Consider the following 22827-nt stretch of genomic DNA (forward strand, 5'->3'; position numbering starts at 1 on the left):
ATATTTCTAAAATAAAAAATGTAAATTTGTATTATAACGTCATAATACATTATAATATAAATAATAGGTTAAAAGGAGGCTACCCTTTGTTAAACAACGGAAGTTCTACACCTTTATACATTCAGCTAAAACAAATCATCACTGATGACATCAAAAAGGGCGTGTATTCCCCAACTGCCAAGCTGCCTACCGAAAACGAGCTTTGCACCAAGTATAACGTCAGCCGCATCACCGTCAGGAAAGCCATTCTCGATTTAGTCGAAGAAGGCTATCTGATCAGGCAGCAGGGAAAGGGAACGTTCGTTAAAAGCCCTAAATTAAAACGAGAGCTGATCGCTGTAAACGGCTACTCGGAATTTATGGAATCAACCGGCAAAAAACCGAAGCATCATGTGCTGTCCCATGACATCATTCCAGCGTCAAAACCCATCGCCGAAAAGCTTCAAATCCAACCCGAGAGCCCTGTGGTTGAATTAAAACGGATTTTATATAATGATGATCAGCCTCTCACCTTTGAAGTGACGCATTATCCGCTTGATTTGTTTCCCGGCATTGATACCTTTATTGCTGACGGCGTATCCATGCATGATATTTTGAAACAGCAATACAAAGTTGTACCCACGCACAATACGAAGCTATTAAACGTTGTATATGCCCAACAGGAGGAAAGCAAATACCTGGATTGTGATATCGGGGATGCGCTGTTTGAAATTGATAAAACGGCTTTTACATCAAACGACCAGCCAATCTATTGCTCATTGTTTTTGATGCACACAAACCGTGTCACTTTTACCATCAACAGCCCCTACACATAACAGGCATAAAAAACGAGACACTGCTTATAGTATTCTCGTTTTTTCACTGCTTCCCCCGTCCTCCAAGCGATAAGGATAGCCATAGCCGAAAGCTCCGTACACACCGCAAGTTTTCGCAGCCGTTTCAGCAGCCTGGCGCAAAGCATACGTTATATCCTGCTTCACGCAAAAGGCAGTCAAAAAGCCTGCTATAAAAGAATCTCCCGCTCCAAGTGTATCTATTATATCAGCTTCCACAATCGGCTGATGATAGACTCGATCACCCGCAGACAGGATTGCTCCTTGGCCCCCTCGGGTCATACAAACCATTTTGGTTCCGTACCCATGAGCTGTTTTGGCAAGCTCACCGCATTCCGACTCACTCAAATCGCTTCCTGAAAAAAACGCATACGTCACATAAGGACAGACCCTCCTCAAATAATCATCCTCCCGATTGGTTGAAAAATCAAATGAGACAGGGACCAGCCCGCACAGCTGCGGAAGATCGTTCTCAAGCCTGCTGTACACGCTCGTATGCAGCAGATCATGCCCGCTGATAAAAGATACATCTTTCTCCTGAAACGCGAGGCGAAGCCGGGACTGAATGCCGCCTTTATTTGATCTGACAAAAATGCGGTCCCCCTGTTCATCAAGGGTGACAATCGCCATCCCGTTTTCTCCGTGCGCCTGGCGGATATAATCTGCATTGACCTGCTCCAGCTTGAGAACGTTCAACAGATGCGCCGCGGCTTCGTCATTGCCGACGATTCCGATATAGGAAGACTCATGCCCGAGCCGCTTGGCAAGCACAGCAACGTTTAAGGCATTTCCTCCCGGGTAGAATGTTTCTTGATCCTGGTAATAATCTACAACATTATCTCCAACCGCAATCAATTTCATAGCGCTTCCTCCTTTATCCTTTTACACTGCCGCTTGCAATTCCGCGGACAAAATATTTCTGCATCAATAAAAATAGAATAATAATCGGCGCGGCTGAAATCGTTAACCCTGCCAGCAGGACGCCCCAGTCTGTCTGCAGCGCGTCTCTGAACTGCATCAGCCCGGCTGGAATGGTCCGCAAATTCTCATCATCTATGAAAATAATCGCAAACATAAACTCATTCCATGTATGGTAAGCTGTCAAAATGCCGGATGTCACCAAAATCGGCACGCTCATTGGTAAGAAAATTCTGAAAAATACTCCAAAACTTGTACACCCATCCAAATAGGCCGCCTCCTCCAATTCTTTGGAAATAGAAAGAAAATAAGAGCGGATCAAAATGATGGTGAATGGGATCCGATAAGCCGCATACGGCAGGATTAACGCCCAATACGTATTGTACAGGCCAAGCGACTGAATAATAGAATAAAGCGGCACAAGACTGACCTGCGGCGTCAGCATCAATCCGCCAAGACATAGCACCAAAAAGAATCCTTTTCCTTTAAACTCAAACCGGGAAAGGCCATACGCTGCCCATGCACTGATAAAGACAGTGATCACACACGTCAGCGCCGTAACGATGACACTGTTCATAAAATAAGAAGAAATCCCCTGGTTCCAGGCGGAAACAAAATTTTCCGGATGCCACGAAGACGGCAGCGACCAGCTGTGCTCAAAAATATCGTCAGAGTTTTTAAAGGCGCTCATCACCATCCAGAGAAGCGGATAGGCAATCGCAATCAGATAAAGAAACAGAAAAACCCACACAGACGTTTCTCCGATATACCATTTTCGTCTAGGCTTTCTTTTCACCTCAATGTGCTGGTCAGGCACCGGCTCCAATCTGAACGAATCTGTCTTCTTCTGAGGCAGCATCAGTTACTCCTCCTTTCCGGTTTTAAAGAACTTCATTTGCATGAGCGATAATGCAAGCGTAATGATTAACACGACAGTGGCAATCGCTGAGGCGTAGCCCATCATATCCTTTGTAAAGGCGCTTTTATATAAAAACGTGCTCAAGACTTCTGACGCGTTTCCCGGCCCGCCGCCTGTCAAAATGTACGGCTCATTAAAGACCGTAAAGGCCCCGGTCAGCGTCATGACCACCGCAACAAAAGACATCTCTTTCGTCTGGGGAACAGTAATATGAAAAAACTGCTGAATTTTACCCGCGCCGTCAAGCCGGGCCGCTTCATACAGTTCATCCGGTATTTTTTGAATCGACACGATGTACAGCATCGCAATATAACCGACAGATTGCCACTGGGACACAAAAATGACAGAAAGCATAGCTGTGCTGTCATCCCCGAGCCAGGCCCTCGTCAGCTGATCAAGACCGATGGCCTGAAGCAGCTGATTCAAAAGCCCTGTCTCCGGATTGTAAATAAAATCAAACAAAAGCGCGATCACCGTCATTGAGATGACAACCGGCAAAAAGAAAACGGTACGAAAAAACGGCGACCATTTTCTGACCAGCTTATCCTCAAGCACCGCCGCCAAAATCAAACCGCCAAATACCTGGCATACAATTGAGATCACTGCATAAAGCACATTATTGGTAAGTGCCTGATAGAAGACAGGATCATGAAATAATTCAACATAGTTTTTTAAGCCGATAAACGTTTTTTCCGGAGAAAATGAGCTCCACTGAAACAGGCTGAGGAATACATTCTCAAAAATCGGGATATAAACGAAAAGTAAAAAAACGAGAGCGGGCACCAAAAACAAATAGGGGATTATTTTATTCTGATTGACCAAGGGTATCTCATCTCCTTTATAAAAAGAAAAGGTGCGAAGCTTCACCTTTTCTTTGATTTATTCAGCTGACGCCCTCACCTGCTTTGCTGCCTTTTGAACGGCTTTCATCACCTGCTGCGGTGTCATGTCGCCGCCAAGCATTTGCTGGACGCCCGTTAGGTACGCATCTGCGACTTCAACATCGACATCCATATCAAACCATGGAACCATTGATTTGGCATCAACAATATGCTGAACGGCTTCACGCTGAATGGCTGTTGCATTTTCTTCAGTAGCCGTACCTTGCACTGCACTGTATTTCCCGACATCTTTCACGAGCTTTTCGCCCATTCTTTTCGACGTCAAGAACTGCAAAAATTCCATCGCTTCCTTCGGATGTTTTGTTCTTGAGGAGATCATGAATCCTTCCGGCGCTCCCGTTAACGCTTCTGAAGATCCTTTCTGCCCGCTGATTTCAGGAAATGGGAACATCCCGAGATTAACCGGTTCAACCAGCTTGATTTCCGCTGTTTCCGCATATATCATCGCCGACTTTCCGCTCTTAAATTGCTGTCTCACATATTCGTGGTCGACGGAGTTTACATGTTTATTAAAGTAAGGCATCAGCTCTTGAAGCTTTTCAAGTGCTTTTACGTAGCCTTCATCAGTAAATTCACCCGTTTTGGCGTTATAGTCCTTTTCCCGTGTTTTTTCATCGACCATCCGCTGATTAAGCGTGCCGATATAGTGCGAGATTGTCCAAGTCGCCTTTGTTCCAAAGCTGATCGGTGTGTAGCCATGTTCTTTCAGCTTTTTTGACACATCGATTAATTCATCCCACGTCTTCGGGGGATCAAGATTCAGCTTTTGGAAAATGTCTTTATTATAGAAGAATGATTTAGCGTCCATTTGCCACGGTACGCCATATTGCTTGTTTTCATAAGTAAATGGTGTAATTTGCGATTGAACGAGCTGTGATGACCAATCGGTGTCATTTTTGTAGTAGGACGAGAGATCAAGTGCTTTATTGCCTCTGATAAATTTAAAAGCAAACTCATCGCTCCAAGAGAAGTAAATGTCAGGAGGGCTGGTGGTTCCCAGCATGACCTTAATTTTATCTTTATAGGAGTCATTTAAAACGGCTTCAATTTGAATGTCGATATCTGGGTGATCTTTTTCAAATTCCTTAACAACCTCTTCAAAATAACTTTTTTCCGGCTCCTTTGGCCATCTGTGGAAAAATTTCAATGTCACCTTTCCGTCCGCTGAACTGCTTTGGCTCGAACAGCCTGCGATGGTGAGCATACTGACAGCTGCAATGATCAAGAACAACAACATTTTCTTCAAAGGGTTGGCCTCCTCTGGACATTAGACTATAATGTTATATAACATTATAGTCTAATGCATAATGGTTCTTCATTTTCAGATCAATACTCAACTTTCCACATGTATCTTCTATGAGATAAAGGATGATTTCTCTCCTCTGCCAGCTCGTCTGCATAGCTTCTCAGCACACGATTGAGAACGAGCGGAGCAAGATAGCCTTTAACTGAATCGTCAATTGCAGTGAAGTCGTAAGATGCAGCATCAAGCACAGTGAGCTTTTTGCCATACTTTTTCGAGAAGGTAAGCGCCCGCTCTTCAAGAGGTCTTGTTTCATCTAAACCGAGCAGGATGATAAACGGCACGGATTCATCAATAATTTCAAACGGTCCGTGAAAATATTCTCCGGCATGAATGGCGTGGGAATGAATCCATTGCATTTCCATGAGAATGCAGATGCTGTAGGAGTAAGCGACACCGTAGTTTGCACCGCTTGCCATGGTATAAATAATGCTTTCTTTTTCATGGGCTTTTGCAAATTGCTTGGCGTTGTCAGCTTCCTGCTTAAGGGCTTTTTCATATACAGCCTGCAATTGATCTAAGCCTTCAATTGCTTGCTCAAATTTCGTATTGTTTTCTAATACTTGCAGGGTTCCAAAAACGATTTGATACAAAACGCCATAGTTTGTATTGATCGCAAGCGCCTCATCACCCCAATCGTACTGGGCAACATATTGCGCTTCCTGCGCTAAAGGAGACTCCGGTTTAAACGTCATCGCAATCGTAAGTGCGCCCTTGCCCCTTGCAAACGCAGCAGCTTTGACTGTCTCCGGGGTATTTCCCGAATGCGAGCACAAAATAACAAGAGACTTTTCACCAAGCTGAACAGGGTTGCGCTGAATAAATTCGTTGGCGCTGTAGAGATCGGAGTTTATTGATTTTGACTCTCTGTCAAACACATACTTACTCGGATACATAATGGCAGAAGACCCTCCGCATGCGACAAAGAATACATGATCAATGGTTTTCCCTTTCAAATCCTGCAAGAAAGCTTGAACCTCACGATTTACTTTTGCTGTGGCCTGACTCAAATCCTTCACTCCTCGTTTTTATTATATAACGTTATATAACATTATATATTGTTATATTAAAGTCCGCGGGTAGGATTGTCAATATTATTTTCTGAAATTTCTCAATAATTTATTCGGATGACAGACAAAGGGTCTATATGCGAAAAAATGCCCAAATCAAAAGCCAGAACTTGACTTAAGCTCTGGCTTCGCTGTTCAATCCGCAGACTGACGTCTTATTTAAAAAATACCTTGTCTATATTGTACTTCGAGTGCTGTGTATTGATGATATATGTTTCGTAAATCTCTCTTTCCATTGGATCATCAACTACACATACCTCAATTTTATAAACTTCATCTCTGTGATGTTTGATCGGTGAAACAGTGTCTTCGAAATGCTTCTTAATTCTCTGTCTTAACTTTCTGGCTTTACCGACAAACAGCAGCTCGTCATGAATGTTGTAAAACATAAAAATGCCGCCTTTGTCCCTTGGGATCTGGTGAAAGTCGATGAATCCGTGAATCGGTTTTATCTTCGGCTCGTTATCATTAGCTGACTGCTGTCGTTCAGTGATGGTGACATTCGGTGCGGGTATATCAATTTTTATCAAAATCAGTTCACGTCCTCTTTTTCATTAAAGATAAATGCTAACACATACAGAAAAGAAAAGCTAGAACAGCTTTATTATATTTGTTTGTCATGCTCTTACTTATTATGCAAGTGCTCCGGCTGGATCATAAGGACTAAGGTCTAATTCTGTCTGCTTTCCGAGAACTAGCTTTGCGAGCTCTGCACCCAAAAACGGCCCCATCGTCAGTCCAGAAGCACCCAAACCGTTTGCAGCGTACAGGCCTTGAACATTCGGCACGGCCCCTACGACCGGCAGAAATCCCGGTGTAAACGGCCTGAAGCCCACTCTTGTTTCAACAGCAGCCGCATCAGCAAGACCCGGTGCAACGGCTAACGCTTTGCTCAATACTTCGTGCTGGCCTCCGGCTGTCACACGAAGATCATCAAGACCGGCATCGTTTTCGTGTGTGGCGCCGGCTACAATTCTGCCGTTATCAAACGACAGAATGTACTGATCACTCGGCGGCATTACAACCGGCCACGATCCTGTATCTGCATCTGTCATTTCAAAATGCATAATCTGCGCTTTTTGAAATGACACTTGAAAATGAATGCCAAGAGGCTTCAATATCTCATTGGCCCATGCTCCCGCCGTCACAATGACCGCGTCAGCCGCAAACTGCTTTGTATCTGTTTGCACGCCGGTGACTGTTCCGTTTTCAAAAAGCAAGGACGCATTTCCTTTGATGACCGTTGCGCCGCGTTTCTCTGCAGCGCTTAAAAGCGACCGGCACAGCGCTCTTCCGTTCACACGGGCGGCACCGCTGATATGAACCGATTCATAGCCGTCAGCTAAAATCGGAAACAGCTTTTTCGTTTCACTTGCAGACAAGCGGGTAATGTCGCCGATTTCCGGCGCATCCTCCCGTCTCTTATACGCCCTTTCCTCCATTTTATCGAGTTTAGACGCGTCAGTATGAATGCTGATGGCACCGACACGTTTGTATCCTGTATCCGATTCACCGTCTTTTTCCAATTGATGGATTAAATCCTTATAGTACCGCGCTCCCCCCTTAACAAGCTGGTACCAATCCTGATTACGGCGCTGCGAGAGCCAAGGACAGACGATCCCCGCCGCCGCATCAGTCGCTTGTCCCGGCTCTTTCCGATCAATGACAGTAACGCGAGCGCCTGTTTTTGCGAGATGATAAGCCGTCGACGCGCCCAGAATCCCTGCGCCGACGATGATGTACGATTTCATATGCAAACACCTTTTCTATTATAATGTCTATTCATTTTACCAAATCAAATGCTTTCCTTCGACCTTTTGCCCTAATGTGGAAAAACCGCGAAGTTCGTCCAATCTCTTTACTCTCCTATCGAATATCCTGTCACTATCAATAGAGAAAGGATGATACCATGAGCGAAAATCGTCATGAAAATGAAGAAAACAGACGCGATGCGGCAGTGGCAAAAGTCCAAAACAGCGGTAATGCAAAAGTCGTGGTCAGCGTGAACACAGATCAGGATCAGGCACAGGCGCAGTCACAAGACGGAGAAGACTAATGAACGAAAACATCATTCCTCTTAACAGACATACTCAAGAGATACCCACTACTGAATCTGTTATCAAAAACAGCGGCAACTCAGAGGTCCATATCGACATTCACATTGATACAATGCCAATTGCTTTTGCTATATTATGCTCTGCATTAGCCGCAAAGCAGATGACAAAAGAGGAATTCGATATGGCTTATACTCAATTGCGAGAGATGAACAGAGAAAATAACAGCAGATCATCTGTAAAGCAAATTATCAATCAAGAGACAGAAGAAGAGTAAAAAACCGCGGCCCCTCGGCCAGCGGTTTTTCTTCTGCATACAAAAAGGACGCGACTGAATCGGTTACTTCTGTACAATTTGAATAAGGTTACCGCATGTATCGTCGAAGACAGCTATTGTGACTTCGCCCATTTTTGTCGGTTCCGTCGTAAACGTCACGCCTTTTTCCTTTAATCGGTTGTACTCTTTTTGAATATCTGCAACGCCAAACATTGTGGCCGGGAGGCCTTCGGAGAATATCTTCTTTTGATACTCCTTGGCGGCAGGATGTTCATTCGGTTCGAGTAAAAGCTCGGTTCCGTCTTGATCATCTGGAGAAACAAGCGTTATCCACCTGAATTTCCCCATGGGAACGTCTTCCTTTTTTATAAACCCAAGTTTTTCTGTATAAAACTCCAGTGCCATGTCTTGATCTTGTACAAATATACTGGTAACAACGATTTTCATACTGTTTTTCCCTCCTTCGATATGAATGAAGCATGGTACTATGCTAACAATCTGGCTACAAGCAAAACAACCCACACATTTATCAGAGGCCCTGTTCTGATTTTATAAAATTATTCTATCCATCCTTTCAGCAAATTTTTAAGCGGTTCGTTGTTGAATATAAGTACTCGATATTTTCCCTTTCGTTTTGATGTTACGAGTCCTGCATCCTCCAGTACAGAAAGGTGTTTAGCTATCGCCTGTCGCGTAATAGAAAGGTCGTACTTTGTAATAAGACGTATCGTAAGTTCATACAACGTCAGCTCGTTGCGTTCAGATAATTCGTCTAATATAAGCCGCCGAGTCGAATCGCCGAGTGCTTTGAATATAGCGTCTTTGTTCCCATTCATATATTGAGTATAAGCAACCCATTAGTTGCATGTCAAGTATAAGCAACTGTATGGTTGCGTGATATAGAAACTGAACCTATCCGGCGCAGGTCTGAAATATTCTAATCGATAAGGAATTAAAACCATTAAAATAACAGTGGATATGTCTCTGAAAAATAAAAGAAGACGAACTTCAAAAGTTCGTCTTCTACAATCAAATTCGGCACGCCGGCCATTTTAAAGTTGATAACTATCTCTAAACCCCTTGATAAACAAAGGAGTTTTCATCATTAACCGATAGAACCTTCCATTTCGAACTTAATCAAACGGTTCATTTCAACTGCGTATTCCATCGGAAGCTCTTTTGTGAATGGCTCGATAAAGCCCATTACGATCATTTCAGTTGCTTCTTCTTCAGAAATACCGCGGCTCATCAAGTAGAAGAGCTGCTCTTCAGATACTTTAGACACTTTCGCTTCGTGCTCCAATGAAATGTTATCATTTAAGATTTCATTGTAAGGAATTGTGTCAGAAGTTGATTTGTTATCCATAATGAGCGTATCACACTCGATGTTAGAGCGGGCGCCTTCCGCTTTGCGTCCGAAGTGGACGATTCCGCGGTACGTTACTTTTCCGCCCTGTTTTGAAATCGATTTTGATACGATTGTAGATGATGTGTTTGGTGCAAGGTGAATCATTTTCGCACCTGCATCCTGATGCTGGCCTTTACCCGCAAGAGCGATAGAAAGCGTCATACCGCGCGCGCCTTCGCCTTTTAGGATACAAGCCGGATATTTCATTGTCAGCTTAGAACCGATGTTGCCGTCGATCCATTCCATTGTTGCGTTTTCTTCACAGACTGTACGCTTTGTTACAAGGTTGTAAACGTTGTTCGCCCAGTTTTGGATCGTTGTATAACGGCAGTAGCCGCCTTTTTTCACGATGATCTCAACGACCGCACTGTGAAGTGAGTTTGTTGTGTAAACAGGCGCAGTACAGCCTTCAACATAATGAACGCTTGCTTCTTCGTCAACAATGATCAGTGTACGTTCGAACTGACCCATGTTCTCAGAGTTGATACGGAAGTAAGCTTGTAGCGGTGTTTCAACCTTCACGCCTTTAGGCACGTAGATGAAAGATCCGCCGGACCAAACAGCTGAGTTAAGCGCCGCAAACTTGTTATCAGTCGGCGGGATTACTTTTGCCCAGTGCTCACGGAAAATATCTTCATTCTCTTTCAGCGCGCTGTCAGTGTCTTTAAAGACGATGCCTTGCGCTTCAAGATCTTCTTTCATGTTGTGGTATACAACCTCAGATTCGTACTGAGCAGAAACACCCGCAAGGTATTTTTGTTCAGCTTCAGGAATACCGAGCTTGTCGAATGTTTGCTTAATTTCTTCAGGAACTTCATCCCAAGAACGCTCTGAACGCTCAGACGGTTTTACGTAGTACGTAATTTCGTCAAAGTTCAGTGAGTTTAAATCTCCGCCCCATTGAGGCATCGGCATATTGTAGAAATGCTCAAGTGATTTCAAGCGGAAGTCAAGCATCCATTGAGGCTCTTCTTTCATGCGAGAAATTTCTTCTACGATTTCTTTTGTCAATCCGCGCTCTGAACGGAAAATGGAAACGTCCTTGTCGTGAAAACCATACTTGTATTCACCAATATCAGGCATTTTTTTAGCCATCCATTTTCACTCCAATCCTTTTAATTGCCGCCTTCTTCTTTCGCGACTCCTTTTTCAAGTGCTTTCCATGAGAGGGTTGCACATTTGATACGGGCCGGGAATTTTGAAACGCCTTGAAGGGCTTCAATATCCCCGAGATCTATAGAATCATCATACTCTTTCCCTTGCATCATATCCGAGAAAATCTTAGACATGGAAAGGGCAGTTTCAATATCTTTCCCTTTAATCGCCTGAGTCATCATCGAAGCGGAAGCCATTGAAATGGAACAGCCTTCCCCTTCAAACTTCGCATCTTCCACGATGTCTCCGTCAAGCTTCATTGTCAGTCTGATGCGGTCGCCGCATGTCGGATTGTTCATATCCACGACGATGCTGTCATTCAAAACCCCTTTATTGCGCGGGTTTTTGTAATGATCCATAATCACCTGTCTGTACAATGTATCTAAGTTTGCATTAAAAGACATTTGTAAAATACTCCTTTGTCTTTTGAAGAGCTTCCACAAGCTTATCAATCTCTTCCTCTGTATTATACAGATAAAAGCTTGCTCTTGCAGTAGCAGTTACATCCAGCCATTTCATCAGCGGCTGCGCACAATGGTGGCCGGCTCTGACTGCAATTCCCTCCGCATCAAGCACAGTCGCCACATCGTGCGGATGAACATCATCAAGGTTAAATGTGACAAGCCCGGCACGCTCTTCCGGCCCGTAAACCGTTACGCCGTCAAGCTGGCGGAAGCGTTCAAGCGCATAAGCTGCAAGCTTGTGCTCATGGCGGGAAATCTCATCAAGACCGATTTCTTCGAGAAAATCAATGGCGGCACCGAGGCCGATTGCTCCTGCAATAATCGGCGTACCCGCTTCGAATTTCCACGGAAGCTCTTTCCAAGTTGATTCATAAAGCCCGACAAAGTCAATCATTTCACCGCCGAATTCGGCAGGCTCCATGTTTTCCAGCAGGGCTTTCTTTCCGTACAGCACACCAACACCGGTAGGTCCGCACATTTTATGGGAAGAAAGCGCAAAGAAGTCGCAATCGAGATCCTGCACGTCAATTTTCATGTGAGGCGTGCTTTGTGCACCGTCCACCACAATGACAGCCCCATTGTCATGAGCGATTTTCGCCATTTCTTTAATCGGGTTGACCGTGCCGAGAACATTAGATACATGAGACACCGCAACAATTTTTGTGTTGCTTGTGACCGTTTCTCTGACGTCTTCTAAAGAAATCGTTCCGTCTTCCTGCAACGGAATATATTTTAATGTGGCGCCAGTTGCTTTTACAGCCTGCTGCCACGGAATGATATTCGCATGATGCTCCATGTAGGTGATGACCACTTCATCACCAGGTTTCAGGTTGGCGCGCGCATAGCTTAACGCCACCATATTCAGTGATGTGGTCGTGCCTTTTGTGAAAATAATCTCAGCCATTGACTTCGCGTTAATAAACTTGCGGACTTTTTCACGCGCTCCTTCATAACCATCTGTCGCTCTGGTTCCAAGTGTATGGACGCCCCGGTGAACATTGGAATTGTATTGGTTATAATACTTATCCAGTGTTTCAATGACAGCACGCGGCTTCTGGGAAGTCGCCGCGCTGTCGAGATAAACGAGATCATGTCCGTTCACTTGCTGATGAAGGATCGGGAACTGTTCACGAATATCTGTGATATTCATTACTTCACTTTCCTTTCGATAACAGAAACTAATTGTTTCTTAACGCCTTCAATCGGAAGTTCATTTACTACCGGTGCAAGGAATCCGTAAATGACTAAGCGTTCTGCTTCTTCTTTCGGAATTCCGCGGCTCATCAGGTAGTAAAGCTGAATAGGGTCCACACGGCCGACAGATGCCGCATGTCCTGCAGTTACATCGTCTTCGTCAATTAAAAGAATAGGGTTTGCGTCTCCTCGTGCTTTTTCGCTGAGCATCAGCACGCGTGATTCTTGCTCCGCATTCGCTTTAGAAGCGCCATGTTCGATTTTGCCGATTCCGTTAAAGATAGAAGAAGCGGAATCCTTCATCACACCGTGCTTCAAGATATAGCCTTCAGAAGCTTTACCGAAATGGATGATTTGTGTTGTGAAGTTTTCTGTTTGCTCTCCTCTTCCGACAACAACCGTTTTCGTATCGCCGTATGTGCCGTCACCGTAAAGGTTTGTTGTATTTTCGGAAATCGTGTCGCCGTCGTTCATCAGGCCAAGAGCCCACTCGATTTTGCTGTCGCGTCCGCGCGCAGCACCGCGGCGGTTCACATAAGTTGTCACACCGCTTGACAGATTATCCACCGCACCGTATGTCACGCTGGTATTATCACCTGTGATGACCTCACTGATAATATTGAAGACAGCGTCTTTCGGGTTTACAGTGCTGATGTAGTTTTCTACATATGTTACAGAGCTGTGGTCTTCAGCCACAATCAGCACGTGGTTGAATAGAGCTGTATCATTGCTTTCGTGGACATAAACAGCCTGAACCGGCGTCTCCACCTGAACATTTTTCGGAACATAAAGGAATGCTCCTCCGTTAACAAGAGCCGCGTGAAGTGCAGTTAACTTATGTTCGTCAACCTTCACGCCGTCCTTCATAAAGTATTTCTCCACCAAGTCGCTGTGCTCGCGTGCAGCAGTCAGAATATCAGTGAAGATGACGCCTTTGTCTTTCAATTCTTGAGAAAGAGAAAGATGTGCCGGCGTCTGGTCACGCTGTACGTATAATGTTTTATCTTCGTTTTCAATGTCGATCAGCGCTTTTACTTCATCAGTCAAATCTTCTAATGAAGAAAGCGGTTCGTTATCCACTGTATGCTTCGCGAAATTCGTGAAGTTCCAGTTTGTGATTTTTGTTTTGTCAGGTTTCGGCATCGGCAGATCCTCAGCTTGTTCAAGAGCCTGTAAGCGCAGGTTCTTCAGCCAGGCAGGTTCTTGGTGCTTTTCGGAAAAGCTTTTGAGATACTCCTGATCTACGGATAGTTTTGTACCTAGTGTCATATTAATCCCCCTAACGCTTACGCTTCTTGGCCAACAGTTTCGTCTTCAATGCCAAGTTCTTGTTTGATCCAGTCATAACCTTCTGCTTCAAGACGCTGAGCAAGCTCTGCACCGCCGGATTTTACAACGCGGCCTTGCATCATAACGTGAACAACATCCGGAGTGATGTAGTTTAACAGGCGCTGATAGTGAGTGATCATCAGGCAGCCGAAGCTTTCGCTGCGCATTTTGTTGATCCCTTTTGATACAACTTTCAAAGCGTCAATATCAAGACCTGAGTCAATTTCATCAAGGATGGCGATTTTCGGTTCAATCATCATTAATTGAAGGATTTCGTTGCGTTTTTTCTCCCCGCCTGAGAAGCCTTCGTTAAGATAGCGCTGAGCCATTTCAGGGTCCATTTCAAGGAACTCCATGTTTTCGTCCATTTTGCGGATGAATTTCATGAGAGAAATTTCATCGCCTTCTTCTCTGCGCGCGTTGATTGCTGAGCGAAGGAAGTCGGCATTTGTCACACCGCTGATTTCACTTGGGTACTGCATCGCAAGGAATAAGCCTGCCTGCGCACGCTCGTCCACTTCCATCTCCAGTACATCTTTGCCGTCAAGCGTGATGCTGCCTTTTGTTACTTCATATTTAGGATGCCCCATAATAGCAGCTGATAAAGTGGATTTACCAGTTCCGTTCGGGCCCATTACTGCGTGGAATTCTCCACCTTTTATTTCAAGGTTTACACCCTTTAAGATCTCTTTCCCTTCGATTTCAACGTGAAGATCTTTGATCGTTAATGTTGAAGCAGCCATATCTATACCTCCAAAAATATATAATCATTATTCTCATTTTATTCTCATTCTAATTTTATAACAAATGAAAAGTAAATACAACTTTTTATCGTGCCTAGCACATTCCTCAAGTTTAACAAAGATCAGCACTTTATTAAAGCGATTGAAAAAGAAAAAGAGTGGATTCCCACCCTTTTTTAAAAGATTGATTTTCTCAATAAGCTCCCGCAGAAATCCGCTTGCTTTTTTCGTAATCAAGCTCTCTCTGCCGCTCTACTTTCATTCTTGTTTCCAGCCGGCGTCCATATTCCTCGTATCCAATTCCGTGTGACAGCTGCATCGCTTTTTCCATTTCTGACGTATAATCGAGGTTCAGTCTGTCCTGGCTGCTGCAAATAATGAATCAATCCCTTCATATATTTGCTTTTTATTGTACCAGTGCTGCGTTGGATGACGCAAAAACGATTTGGCGTGAAATAGCGGCAGATGAGACGAAAGCATCCTTTCAGAACAAATGAGAATGGTTTTTCGGAATATTCCTTCTCTTAATGCGTGGTGTTTCCGAATTCCTCAATGCACTGTTGAACGACTGTCACGCCTTGGCTGAAAGCTGCGCCGCCTCCAAATGCCGCTGCCACACTGACGGCTTCGAGAATGTTTTCTTCTGTCGCTCCCTGATCGAGACAGCCTTTTGTATGATAGATCATGCAATATTCGTCCTGAGCATTGATGGCAATTCCGAGGGCGATCAGCTGTTTTTCTCTTTCAGTCAGAGAATTCCCGGCAAAGCACTGTTCAGTAAATTCGTTAAATTTCCTTCCCATCAGCGGCATCTTTTGTTCAAATGTGCCTAAACCATGTTTATATTGTTTTAACGCGTCCTGCATGCTTCCTCTGTCTTGATTCAAAGAAAATCCCTCCATCTGTTTAACATTCCTTTTTATTATGAACAGCTTTTAGGAAAATACGCGAAAAAAACCCCGGAATTCTCATCCCGGGTTTCACCGTGTCAGCAAACCCTCGCATTCGTTGTCAGACCTGCGCGTTGGTGCTCACGAATTGCAACATTCGCTCCGCTCCAATGCTCGGCCTTCCTAGACTTCAAGGGTTTTCAATCACGCTGAAAAGATGACAAAGCCCTAAAACGAATATCGTTTTAGGGCTTTGTCAATAATTGAACCCCGGAATTCTCATCCGGGGTTTCAGTCTTATTCAGATACAGGAAGCACAGCTCCGTCGTATTTTTTCTCGATGAAGTCTTTGATCTTTTTAGAGTGAAGAACTTCCATCAGTGCTTTGATTTTTGCAGAATCTTCTTCGCCTTTTCTTACTGCGATGATGTTAGCGTATGGGTTGTTTTTCGTTGATTCTACTTCAATTGCATCTTTTTTAGGATTTAATTTATTTTGGATCGCATAGTTTACATTGATGAAGGCCGCGTCTCCTTCTTTGTTTTCATATGCTTTTGCCGTTAATTCAGGCGCTACTTTTTTGAATTCAAGGTTTTTCGGGTTTTTCTTAATGTCTTTCAATGTTGCGTCAACTGTTTCTACCTTAGAATCAAGAGTGATTAATCCAGCGTTTTCAAGCATTGCAAGCATACGGCCTTGTTCAGCAACGTTGTTTGTCAGAATGATTGTCGCACCGTCTGGAAGGTCTTTCAGTGATTTGTATGTTTTAGAGTAAATACCGAATGGCTCTAAGTGAACAGCACCGGCATTCACAAGTTTGTAATCTGTGTTTTCTTTCATTTCTTGCTCAAGGTAAGGAATGTGCTGGAAGTAGTTCGCGTCCACTTCTTTATCAGCTAAAGCTTTGTTGTACATTTTGTAATCACTAAGCACTTTCACTTTCAGCGTATAGCCTTTTTCTTTCAGCAATGGTTCAGCTTCTTTTAAAATTTCCGCATGCGGTGTTTTCGTTGCCGCAACGACAATTTCTTTCTTGCCGGATTCAGCGCCGTTATTCGAACCGCAGGCAGCCATAACTCCTGCAAATACAAGCAGTAATGCACCCAAAAATAGCTTTTTCAATGTAAATCCTCCCTTATCTTTTGTCTATAATATTTGTTATTAGATCACCGATGATTTGAATAATAAACACGATGATTAAAATAAACACAGTAGCAACGAAGGTAACATCAGCGTTATTAGACTGATATCCTTCTACGTACGCAAGGTTTCCAAGGCCTCCTGAACCAATGGCTCCGGCAATTGCCGTTGAGCCGATCAAAGCAATGGCTGTAACCGTAATGCCAGAAATAAGAGCAGGCATTGATTCCGGAATCAGCACTTTGAAAATAATCGTAGACGTTTTCGCGCCCATTGATTTAGCTGCTTCAATCACACCTTTATCCACCTCACGCAGCGCGATTTCAACAAGGCGCGCGTAAAATGGTGCCGAGCCGATTACCAGCGCCGGCAATGCGGCGTTTGGCCCTAAGATCGTGCCGACTAAAAATTTCGTAAAACCTAATAGTAAAATAATTAAAATAAGGAACGGAATCGATCTGAATATGTTAACAACGGCCGCAATCACTGAGTTGACCGCTTTATTCTGCCAGAGGCTTCCTTTGCTCGTCAGAAAGAGCAGCAAGCCGAGGATGACCCCGATGACAAAAGCAAACAGTAAAGAAATCAGCGTCATATAAAGTGTTTCATATGTCGCGTTCCATAATTCAGTTAAATCAACGTTCGGGAAGTATTTTTCAAACATTCGTGATCACCTCTGCTTTCACCTGTTTGTCATTAATGAATCGGATCACGTTTTGCACTTCTTCCTCGTCTCCGTCAATGTGGATGAACAGTGAACCGTAAGCCCCATCCTTCGTCTGCGAAATTTTCCCTTGCAGAATATTGACGCTGACATTGAAGTTTCTGATCATTTCTGTAATCAGAGGCTGTTCAGCTGACTCACCGACAAATGTGAGCTGAACCATTTTTCCTGATGCTGTATCATCAAGAAGGTGCTGAAGCGTCTCTTTCGTTTCTTCCGGCTCTGTCACCTGTTGAACAAATCGTTTTGTCATTTGTTCCTTTGGATTTTTAAAGACATCGAGAACCTCGCCTTCTTCGACCACCTTGCCGTTTTCCATGACGGCGACTCTGTTGCAGATTTTGCGGATGACATGCATTTCGTGCGTAATCAGCACAATCGTCAAACCGAGTCTTTCATTAATATCGGACAATAGATCCAGAATTGAATCTGTCGTTTGCGGATCTAATGCTGATGTCGCTTCGTCACAAAGAAGAACCTTCGGATTGTTTGCAAGCGCTCTGGCAATTCCGACACGCTGCTTCTGACCGCCGCTCAGCTGGGACGGATAAGATTTTTCTTTTCCTTCTAAACCTACCAGTTTAATCAGTTCATTGGCGCGCTTGATCCGCTCGCTCTTTTTCACCCCGGCAATTTCTAAAGGAAACATGATATTATCTCTGACAGTCCGCGACCAAAGCAAATTGAAATGCTGGAAAATCATACTGATCTCATGGCGTGCTTTTCTTAAACCGCGTCCATTTACTTCATTAATCTTGGTTCCCGCCACTTCCACGGTTCCTGAGGTTGGTTTCTCAAGGCCGTTCAGCAGACGGATTAAGGAACTCTTACCAGCTCCGCTATATCCTATAATTCCAAAAATCTCACCTTTTTTAATGGAAAGCGAGACGTTTTGGACAGCATTGACATCTCCATGTTTCGACTTGTAAACTTTTGAAACATCCTGAAGATTGATCAAAGCAATCACCTGCCTTAACACTATTCTAAGAAATCTTCCGGTTTTTTCTGCAAAAGAAAAGCCTTTCTGCACACTTGAGCAGAAAGGCTTATATAAAATGCCTTTCTCTCATCTTTCAAAGCTGAACGCTTCGTGTGAATTGGCACCATTTCAACAGTGTTGATGGTTGCCGGGCTTCATAGGGCACTTCCCTCCACCTCTCTTGATAAGAGAAATATATAGTCTTTTTCGTCCGGAAATTCTTAATGTAGAATAGCACGGCGAATGATTAAATGTCAATAAAATAAATGATGTCAACTTTTACTATTATAATAATTTATTATTTTTTAATTTTTTAAAATCCTCTGAAAAAATCCATTTGTCAGCCAGAGAATGGCTTCCAGCTTTAACAGGGCCCTGAATGACCCCTTTACTTTGAGGCTTCCGCTCTGAATAAGGTGCTGAAGGGAAATGTCTCCGTGCAATAAATCAATAATTTCCGTTTGGTTTCCGTAAAAGGTCAGGTTGGACGTTTGGGGCGGAGAAACTTTTTTCATTTCTCCCTGTTCGTTTATTGAGACGGTTAAGGCTTCTGCTTCTCCTTGGAAGGTAATGAGCAATGTTGAGGCATTCAAAAGGGGTTTTAAAAACAGATGCTGATACTCATCTTCTAAAACTTCCGCTTTCTCCATATGTACAACCTCCTATTTGTTGGTCATACATACACATTTCTCTCTTTGTCGCAAGAACCCCTTTATAAAACGAACGACAATTTCATTGGATATGCTGAGAAATATGTCATAAATGGGATGCGGAAGATGATTTTTGTTTGATCAGCTCATATAAATAAGAAACGGAATGAAATGCATATCCTCTTTCGACCATCTTTCCGCCTTTAAACAGCAGAAAACAAGGGACGCTTTCAATTTGATACGCTTTTGCGAATGTCGGAGAGTAATTGACATTGTTTTGATAGAAGGCGACATCCGGCAGCATTTCTTTCACCACTGTCAGCATTTTGCTTGCAAGCTGGCAGGTGCCGCAAAACGGAGTATATAAATATAGAAGGTACACATCATCTTCAATGTGATCAAGTTCGTGTTCTTGGAGTTCTTTCATGCTATACACCTCGGGACTTTCTTTCAAGAAAAATAGTATGGACATTCAGATTCGCACGCAGCAATACAGAAGCGATATGGTGCCTGGGCGCAGCCGCTACTTCCTTATAGGCTCTGTCGACATGGAGATGGCAGGCTTCATTAAATTCACGCTTCAGCTGTTTTCTCAATTTCTCACCTGATTCATCAGCATCAACTAATATATAGACGTCTTTATCATAAAGCTCGTCAGCCAATTCCTCGAGCCTCAGCTGGCTGATTGTTCCGTTTGTGCAGATAATGCGCATCGGTTCATTCAGGACGCTTTCGATTTTCTCTTTATCTGATTTCCCCTCGACAATCATAACCTTTTCCAGCTCATCCATCTTCATCTTGTTCACCTGCCGCGTCAAATTTGAAATGTTCAGATTGTAAAAGAAGGCAGTGAAATTCACCGCCAACATTAACACCAGCCGTTTTCGTAGTCACAATCTACATATTTTGCGTCGTCTCCAGAGACCACATCGGCTGTCTTATAAAATTTCTCATTTTCAAAGGAATAACCGGACTTAAGCTCATATTCATTCATGCTTGTCATTTGGCCGATCATCTCATTATCATGATATAACGAGAGCCGGCCATTTTGAAAGCGGCCTGTCACGTCATTGGTGACATCGAGCTTTTGTTTGTCGAAAGCCATATTGGACACCTCCCATAACGTTAGCGTGTCCAATTGCTTTTACGGCTATCCTGTTTTAGTCTTCTTGTGTCATCTCTTCGTATTGCTCTGCTGTCATCAGTTTTTCAATTTCAGAAGCGTCAGATGGCTCAACGACGATCATCCATGCTTTTTCGTACGGAGATTCGTTGACGAATTCCGGACTGTCATCAAGATCTTCGTTTACTTCCACAACCGTTCCGTTAATCGGTGCATAAAGCTCAGATACCGTTTTAACGGATTCAACACTGCCGAATGGCTCGTCCGCTTTGATTTCAGCGCCCACTTCAGGAAGTTCGACAAACACGATGTCGCCTAGTTCGGACTGGGCAAAATGCGTAATTCCGATTCTGGCTTTTTCTCCTTCAACTTTTACCCACTCGTGTTCTCCTGAGTAACGCAAATCTTTTGGTATGCTCAATTGAATCCCTCCATTTTTTACAGCACTACAATAAGAAGATACCACACTTTTCAAAAAAAATTTACATTAAGCCCAGTTTTCTTCAAATTGGTCTTCTTTAAATCCGACAGTCACTTTTTCGCCGTCTGTTGTAAGCGGGCGTTTAATTAGCATACCATCTGAAGCCAGCAGTTCGAGCTGTTCGTCCTCTGACATATGATACAGCTTTTCCTTGAGATTGAGCTCGCGGTATTTCATGCCGCTCGTGTTGAAAAATTTCTTGAGATCCAGCCCGCTTTTTTCATAAAGCGCTTTTAATTCTTCTTTGCTTGGCGGCTGCTCAGCAATATGTATTTCGTTTATTTCTTTCCCATGCTCTTCAAGCCACTTCTTTGCTTTGCGGCACGTTCCGCATTTAGGGTACCAGTAAAAAGTTAACGACATCTTCTTCCCCCTCAATAAAATAATCGAGGTTATTTTAACACAGTTTGTTTTAAAAACCTAAAACAGTGCTTCTTAAAAAAGAGCTCCGCGCATGCGGAGCTCATGGCCAATCAGACAGTATATTTCTCAGCCTCAAAAATGCCTGCCGCCGCCTCGCGTTTTTTCTGAATCACGTTTTTAGGCGTTACGCGTGTCAGCTTGCGCAGAGCGGAAAGCATCATGCGGAGTGAATCTCCTTCTTCCATTGCGATAAGGGATTCCTTTGCATGCGCTTCGATTTCGTTAAAGGCCTCTTGAACGAAAATTTCTGTGTACAGCACCTTTTGCGCTGCTTTTTCAGCGCCTTGTGCGGCAATGGCCTTTTCCGTTCTGAGCACGGCTGATTCCATTGCGTATACATTGCTGACGATATCCGCTACGTTCACGAGAATTTCTTGCTCACGATCGATCGCTTTTCCGTATTTTTGCGCGGCTAGGCCGGCAGCAAACAACGCAATTTTTTTGGCTTGCTTGACGATATATTTCTCCTGCTCTAAGACGCCGCTTCCAGGCTCTTCAGGCATAAGCATCATGAGTTCTTCCTGCAGCGACTGCGCTTTTTCGAATAAAGGCAGCTCGCCTTTAAGCGCTTTTTTCAGGAAGGTGCTTGGCACGATTAACCGGTTGATTTCGTTTGTGCCTTCAAAAATCCGATTGATCCTTGAATCCCTATAGGCCCTTTCTACTTCGTATTCCTGCATAAAGCCGTAGCCTCCATGAATCTGCACGCCTTCATCAACGATATAATCAAGCGTTTCAGAGCCGAATACCTTATTCAGAGAGCATTCGATGGCGTATTCCGCAATCGATTTGGCGATTTGCCGGCCGTCCTTGAGATCTTCGGCCGTGAACTGGCTCATATTGTCTTCAAACAGCCCGACGGTTCTGTATACAGAGCTTTCCATCGCATACAGCCTTGAGGCCATTGTCCCGATTTTTTCCTGTGTCAATGAAAAACCAGCAATCGGCGTTTTAAATTGGCGGCGCTGATTTGCGTATGCCGCAGACAGCTCGATGACGCGTTTAGATGCGCCGATTGTGCCAACCGCCAGTTTGTAACGGCCGATGTTTAAAATATTAAAGGCGATGACATGCCCTTTGCCGATTTCTCCGAGCAGGTTTTCCTTTGGCACTTCAGCTTGATCCAGAATGAGGGTTCTTGTCGATGATCCCTTGATTCCCATTTTCTTTTCTTCCGGTCCCGTGGAGACACCCGGGAACTCTTTTTCTACAATAAAGGCTGAAAACTTGTCGCCGTCTACCTTAGCGTAAACCACAAATACATCGGCAAAAGCAGAGTTGGTAATCCACTGTTTTTCCCCTGTTAATACATAATGGGTTCCTGCTTCATTCAGCACAGCTGTTGTTTTTGCTCCAAGTGCATCAGACCCAGAGCCAGGCTCAGTCAGAGCATAAGCGGCGATCTTTTCGCCTGAAGCGAGTCCAGGCAAATATTTTTTCTTTTGTTCTTCTGACCCGAAAAAGACGATCGGCAAGGAACCGATACCGACATGCGCGCCATAAGAAAGAGAAAAGCTTCCTGCACGCGAAAATTTCTCAGTGATGAGTGCCGAGCTGATTTTATCTAGGCCGAGCCCGCCGTATTCTTCCGGCACATCGGCGCCAAGCAGCCCTAGTTCGCCCGCTTTCTTCAACAGTCTGACAGAATGCTCGAATTGATGGTTTTCGATATCATCTATATGAGGGAGAACATCTTGCTCGATGTAATCCTCTGTTGTTTTCGCAATCATTTTATGCTCGTCAGTGAAATCCTCCGGTGTATACATTTGATCGTATGTGACATCCTCGATTAAAAATCCGCCGCCTTTTTGTACGTCAGCCGCTTTTTTTGCCATTTGTTTTTCCCCC

At 44.0% G+C, this 22827-nt stretch carries 29 protein-coding genes and 1 riboswitch; of the genes, 3 read left to right on the forward strand and 26 right to left on the reverse strand.

Annotated features, from left to right (window positions below):
- Window positions 1-86 precede the first annotated feature (86 nt).
- Window positions 87-815 (forward strand): transcriptional regulator FrlR, encoded by a 729-nt coding sequence (gene frlR, locus MHB62_RS16860; RefSeq protein ID WP_003228628.1) that lies wholly within the window; start codon window positions 87-89, stop codon window positions 813-815.
- Between the two features lie 24 nt (window positions 816-839).
- On the opposite strand, the gene frlD is transcribed toward frlR, so the two are convergent.
- The 7 genes from frlD to MHB62_RS16895 all read right to left on the reverse strand — a co-directional run bounded on the left by frlD (window position 840) and on the right by MHB62_RS16895 (window position 7696).
- Window positions 840-1694: a fructosamine kinase FrlD gene (gene frlD, locus MHB62_RS16865; RefSeq protein WP_032722478.1), complete on the reverse strand. Its 855-nt coding sequence runs from the start codon at window positions 1692-1694 to the stop codon at window positions 840-842.
- Window positions 1695-1707: 13 nt separating this feature from the next.
- Complete coding sequence (locus MHB62_RS16870) at window positions 1708-2610, reverse strand: carbohydrate ABC transporter permease (RefSeq protein WP_014477909.1); 903 nt, start codon at window positions 2608-2610, stop codon at window positions 1708-1710.
- A gap of 3 nt (window positions 2611-2613) precedes the next feature.
- Window positions 2614-3492 (reverse strand): carbohydrate ABC transporter permease, encoded by an 879-nt coding sequence (locus MHB62_RS16875; protein WP_014477910.1) that lies wholly within the window; start codon window positions 3490-3492, stop codon window positions 2614-2616.
- Window positions 3493-3549: 57 nt separating this feature from the next.
- Entirely contained in the window at window positions 3550-4818 is a 1269-nt protein-coding gene (locus tag MHB62_RS16880) for an ABC transporter substrate-binding protein (RefSeq protein WP_003243455.1), read from the reverse strand.
- Window positions 4819-4898: 80 nt separating this feature from the next.
- Entirely contained in the window at window positions 4899-5885 is a 987-nt protein-coding gene (frlB, locus tag MHB62_RS16885) for a fructosamine deglycase FrlB (RefSeq protein WP_003243688.1), read from the reverse strand.
- A 215-nt stretch (window positions 5886-6100) separates the two neighbouring features.
- Window positions 6101-6475 carry a nucleotide excision repair endonuclease gene (locus MHB62_RS16890; protein ID WP_003228617.1) on the reverse strand — a complete coding sequence of 125 codons (375 nt, stop codon included), beginning with the start codon at window positions 6473-6475 and terminating at the stop codon, window positions 6101-6103.
- Between the two features lie 102 nt (window positions 6476-6577).
- Window positions 6578-7696 (reverse strand): NAD(P)/FAD-dependent oxidoreductase, encoded by a 1119-nt coding sequence (locus MHB62_RS16895; RefSeq protein WP_404978339.1) that lies wholly within the window; start codon window positions 7694-7696, stop codon window positions 6578-6580.
- 158 nt (window positions 7697-7854) lie between these two features.
- Between MHB62_RS16895 and sspG the strand changes: the two genes are divergently transcribed.
- Window positions 7855-8001 carry an acid-soluble spore protein SspG gene (sspG, locus tag MHB62_RS16900; RefSeq protein ID WP_003228613.1) on the forward strand — a complete coding sequence of 49 codons (147 nt, stop codon included), beginning with the start codon at window positions 7855-7857 and terminating at the stop codon, window positions 7999-8001.
- Window positions 8001-8276 carry a hypothetical protein gene (locus MHB62_RS16905; protein WP_003243521.1) on the forward strand — a complete coding sequence of 92 codons (276 nt, stop codon included), beginning with the start codon at window positions 8001-8003 and terminating at the stop codon, window positions 8274-8276. The genes sspG and MHB62_RS16905 overlap by 1 nt, the downstream gene beginning before the upstream one ends.
- A gap of 63 nt (window positions 8277-8339) precedes the next feature.
- Here the strand turns inward: MHB62_RS16905 and glxB are convergent, their stop codons facing one another.
- The 19 genes from glxB to fadE form a co-directional block, all read right to left on the reverse strand.
- On the reverse strand, window positions 8340-8723 hold the full coding sequence (glxB, locus tag MHB62_RS16910; protein WP_003243237.1) for a methylglyoxalase: 384 nt from the start codon (window positions 8721-8723) through the stop codon (window positions 8340-8342).
- A gap of 110 nt (window positions 8724-8833) precedes the next feature.
- A complete protein-coding gene (locus tag MHB62_RS16915; RefSeq protein ID WP_009968126.1) occupies window positions 8834-9112 on the reverse strand; it encodes a helix-turn-helix transcriptional regulator in 279 nt (92 codons plus the stop codon).
- Between the two features lie 269 nt (window positions 9113-9381).
- Window positions 9382-10779, reverse strand: coding sequence for a Fe-S cluster assembly protein SufB (sufB, locus tag MHB62_RS16920; RefSeq protein ID WP_003228608.1), 1398 nt, complete (start codon window positions 10777-10779; stop codon window positions 9382-9384).
- A gap of 20 nt (window positions 10780-10799) precedes the next feature.
- Window positions 10800-11243 (reverse strand): Fe-S cluster assembly sulfur transfer protein SufU, encoded by a 444-nt coding sequence (gene sufU, locus MHB62_RS16925; protein ID WP_003222809.1) that lies wholly within the window; start codon window positions 11241-11243, stop codon window positions 10800-10802.
- On the reverse strand, window positions 11233-12453 hold the full coding sequence (gene sufS, locus MHB62_RS16930) for a cysteine desulfurase SufS (protein ID WP_003228604.1): 1221 nt from the start codon (window positions 12451-12453) through the stop codon (window positions 11233-11235). Before sufS ends, sufU begins: the two co-directional genes overlap by 11 nt.
- Window positions 12453-13766: a Fe-S cluster assembly protein SufD gene (gene sufD, locus MHB62_RS16935; RefSeq protein ID WP_032722484.1), complete on the reverse strand. Its 1314-nt coding sequence runs from the start codon at window positions 13764-13766 to the stop codon at window positions 12453-12455. Before sufD ends, sufS begins: the two co-directional genes overlap by 1 nt.
- A 17-nt stretch (window positions 13767-13783) precedes the next feature.
- Window positions 13784-14569: a Fe-S cluster assembly ATPase SufC gene (gene sufC / locus MHB62_RS16940; protein WP_014477918.1), complete on the reverse strand. Its 786-nt coding sequence runs from the start codon at window positions 14567-14569 to the stop codon at window positions 13784-13786.
- A gap of 193 nt (window positions 14570-14762) precedes the next feature.
- Window positions 14763-14900, reverse strand: a complete 138-nt coding sequence (locus tag MHB62_RS16945) for a hypothetical protein (RefSeq protein ID WP_003228600.1) — start codon at window positions 14898-14900, stop codon at window positions 14763-14765.
- A 193-nt stretch (window positions 14901-15093) separates the two neighbouring features.
- The gene (locus MHB62_RS16950; RefSeq protein ID WP_014477920.1) at window positions 15094-15471 is read right to left on the reverse strand and encodes a carboxymuconolactone decarboxylase family protein; all 378 of its coding nucleotides are present in this window, start codon (window positions 15469-15471) and stop codon (window positions 15094-15096) included.
- 285 nt (window positions 15472-15756) lie between these two features.
- A complete protein-coding gene (gene metQ, locus MHB62_RS16955; RefSeq protein ID WP_032722486.1) occupies window positions 15757-16581 on the reverse strand; it encodes a methionine ABC transporter substrate-binding lipoprotein MetQ in 825 nt (274 codons plus the stop codon).
- A gap of 13 nt (window positions 16582-16594) precedes the next feature.
- The gene (gene metP, locus MHB62_RS16960; RefSeq protein ID WP_003228593.1) at window positions 16595-17263 is read right to left on the reverse strand and encodes a methionine ABC transporter permease MetP; all 669 of its coding nucleotides are present in this window, start codon (window positions 17261-17263) and stop codon (window positions 16595-16597) included.
- A complete protein-coding gene (metN, locus tag MHB62_RS16965) occupies window positions 17256-18281 on the reverse strand; it encodes a methionine ABC transporter ATP-binding protein MetN (protein WP_003242531.1) in 1026 nt (341 codons plus the stop codon). The genes metP and metN overlap by 8 nt, the downstream gene beginning before the upstream one ends.
- A 105-nt stretch (window positions 18282-18386) precedes the next feature.
- Window positions 18387-18493: riboswitch (SAM riboswitch) on the reverse strand.
- A 114-nt stretch (window positions 18494-18607) separates the two neighbouring features.
- Window positions 18608-18952, reverse strand: coding sequence for an SCP2 sterol-binding domain-containing protein (locus tag MHB62_RS16970; RefSeq protein ID WP_003228587.1), 345 nt, complete (start codon window positions 18950-18952; stop codon window positions 18608-18610).
- A 106-nt stretch (window positions 18953-19058) separates the two neighbouring features.
- Complete coding sequence (locus tag MHB62_RS16975) at window positions 19059-19379, reverse strand: thioredoxin family protein (protein ID WP_003228585.1); 321 nt, start codon at window positions 19377-19379, stop codon at window positions 19059-19061.
- Window position 19380: 1 nt separating this feature from the next.
- Entirely contained in the window at window positions 19381-19743 is a 363-nt protein-coding gene (locus MHB62_RS16980) for a toprim domain-containing protein (protein ID WP_003242679.1), read from the reverse strand.
- A gap of 77 nt (window positions 19744-19820) precedes the next feature.
- Window positions 19821-20057, reverse strand: coding sequence for a YusG family protein (locus tag MHB62_RS16985; protein ID WP_003228581.1), 237 nt, complete (start codon window positions 20055-20057; stop codon window positions 19821-19823).
- Window positions 20058-20112: 55 nt separating this feature from the next.
- Window positions 20113-20496 carry a glycine cleavage system protein GcvH gene (gene gcvH / locus MHB62_RS16990; RefSeq protein ID WP_003222781.1) on the reverse strand — a complete coding sequence of 128 codons (384 nt, stop codon included), beginning with the start codon at window positions 20494-20496 and terminating at the stop codon, window positions 20113-20115.
- A gap of 66 nt (window positions 20497-20562) precedes the next feature.
- A complete protein-coding gene (locus tag MHB62_RS16995) occupies window positions 20563-20919 on the reverse strand; it encodes an arsenate reductase family protein (protein WP_003222779.1) in 357 nt (118 codons plus the stop codon).
- A gap of 110 nt (window positions 20920-21029) precedes the next feature.
- On the reverse strand, window positions 21030-22814 hold the full coding sequence (gene fadE, locus MHB62_RS17000; protein ID WP_003244094.1) for an acyl-CoA dehydrogenase FadE: 1785 nt from the start codon (window positions 22812-22814) through the stop codon (window positions 21030-21032).
- Window positions 22815-22827: the final 13 nt, after the last annotated feature.

The organism is Bacillus sp. FSL K6-0255 (assembly GCF_045040725.1).
Taxonomy (GTDB): domain Bacteria; phylum Bacillota; class Bacilli; order Bacillales; family Bacillaceae; genus Bacillus; species Bacillus subtilis.

Excerpts from the sequence above, each read along its gene's own strand:
- MHB62_RS16895 (WP_404978339.1), bottom strand. The coding sequence starts at position 7,696 with ATGAAATCGTACATCATCGTCGGCGCAGGGATTCTGGGCGCGTCGACG.
- fadE (WP_003244094.1), bottom strand. The coding sequence starts at position 22,814 with ATGGCAAAAAAAGCGGCTGACGTACAAAAAGGCGGCGGATTTTTAATC.
- MHB62_RS16975 (WP_003228585.1), bottom strand. The coding sequence starts at position 19,379 with ATGAAAGAACTCCAAGAACACGAACTTGATCACATTGAAGATGATGTG.
- sspG (WP_003228613.1), top strand. The coding sequence starts at position 7,855 with ATGAGCGAAAATCGTCATGAAAATGAAGAAAACAGACGCGATGCGGCA.
- MHB62_RS16995 (WP_003222779.1), bottom strand. The coding sequence starts at position 20,919 with ATGTCGTTAACTTTTTACTGGTACCCTAAATGCGGAACGTGCCGCAAA.
- frlD (WP_032722478.1), bottom strand. The coding sequence starts at position 1,694 with ATGAAATTGATTGCGGTTGGAGATAATGTTGTAGATTATTACCAGGAT.
- glxB (WP_003243237.1), bottom strand. The coding sequence starts at position 8,723 with ATGAAAATCGTTGTTACCAGTATATTTGTACAAGATCAAGACATGGCA.
- MHB62_RS16870 (WP_014477909.1), bottom strand. The coding sequence starts at position 2,610 with ATGCTGCCTCAGAAGAAGACAGATTCGTTCAGATTGGAGCCGGTGCCT.
- MHB62_RS16905 (WP_003243521.1), top strand. The coding sequence starts at position 8,001 with ATGAACGAAAACATCATTCCTCTTAACAGACATACTCAAGAGATACCC.
- MHB62_RS16970 (WP_003228587.1), bottom strand. The coding sequence starts at position 18,952 with ATGGAGAAAGCGGAAGTTTTAGAAGATGAGTATCAGCATCTGTTTTTA.
- MHB62_RS16985 (WP_003228581.1), bottom strand. The coding sequence starts at position 20,057 with ATGGCTTTCGACAAACAAAAGCTCGATGTCACCAATGACGTGACAGGC.
- MHB62_RS16950 (WP_014477920.1), bottom strand. The coding sequence starts at position 15,471 with ATGGAGGGATTTTCTTTGAATCAAGACAGAGGAAGCATGCAGGACGCG.
- sufB (WP_003228608.1), bottom strand. The coding sequence starts at position 10,779 with ATGGCTAAAAAAATGCCTGATATTGGTGAATACAAGTATGGTTTTCAC.
- sufU (WP_003222809.1), bottom strand. The coding sequence starts at position 11,243 with ATGTCTTTTAATGCAAACTTAGATACATTGTACAGACAGGTGATTATG.
- MHB62_RS16980 (WP_003242679.1), bottom strand. The coding sequence starts at position 19,743 with ATGGATGAGCTGGAAAAGGTTATGATTGTCGAGGGGAAATCAGATAAA.
- sufS (WP_003228604.1), bottom strand. The coding sequence starts at position 12,453 with ATGAATATCACAGATATTCGTGAACAGTTCCCGATCCTTCATCAGCAA.
- sufC (WP_014477918.1), bottom strand. The coding sequence starts at position 14,569 with ATGGCTGCTTCAACATTAACGATCAAAGATCTTCACGTTGAAATCGAA.
- MHB62_RS16945 (WP_003228600.1), bottom strand. The coding sequence starts at position 14,900 with ATGGAAAAAGCGATGCAGCTGTCACACGGAATTGGATACGAGGAATAT.
- MHB62_RS16915 (WP_009968126.1), bottom strand. The coding sequence starts at position 9,112 with ATGAATGGGAACAAAGACGCTATATTCAAAGCACTCGGCGATTCGACT.
- metP (WP_003228593.1), bottom strand. The coding sequence starts at position 17,263 with ATGTTTGAAAAATACTTCCCGAACGTTGATTTAACTGAATTATGGAAC.
- sufD (WP_032722484.1), bottom strand. The coding sequence starts at position 13,766 with ATGACACTAGGTACAAAACTATCCGTAGATCAGGAGTATCTCAAAAGC.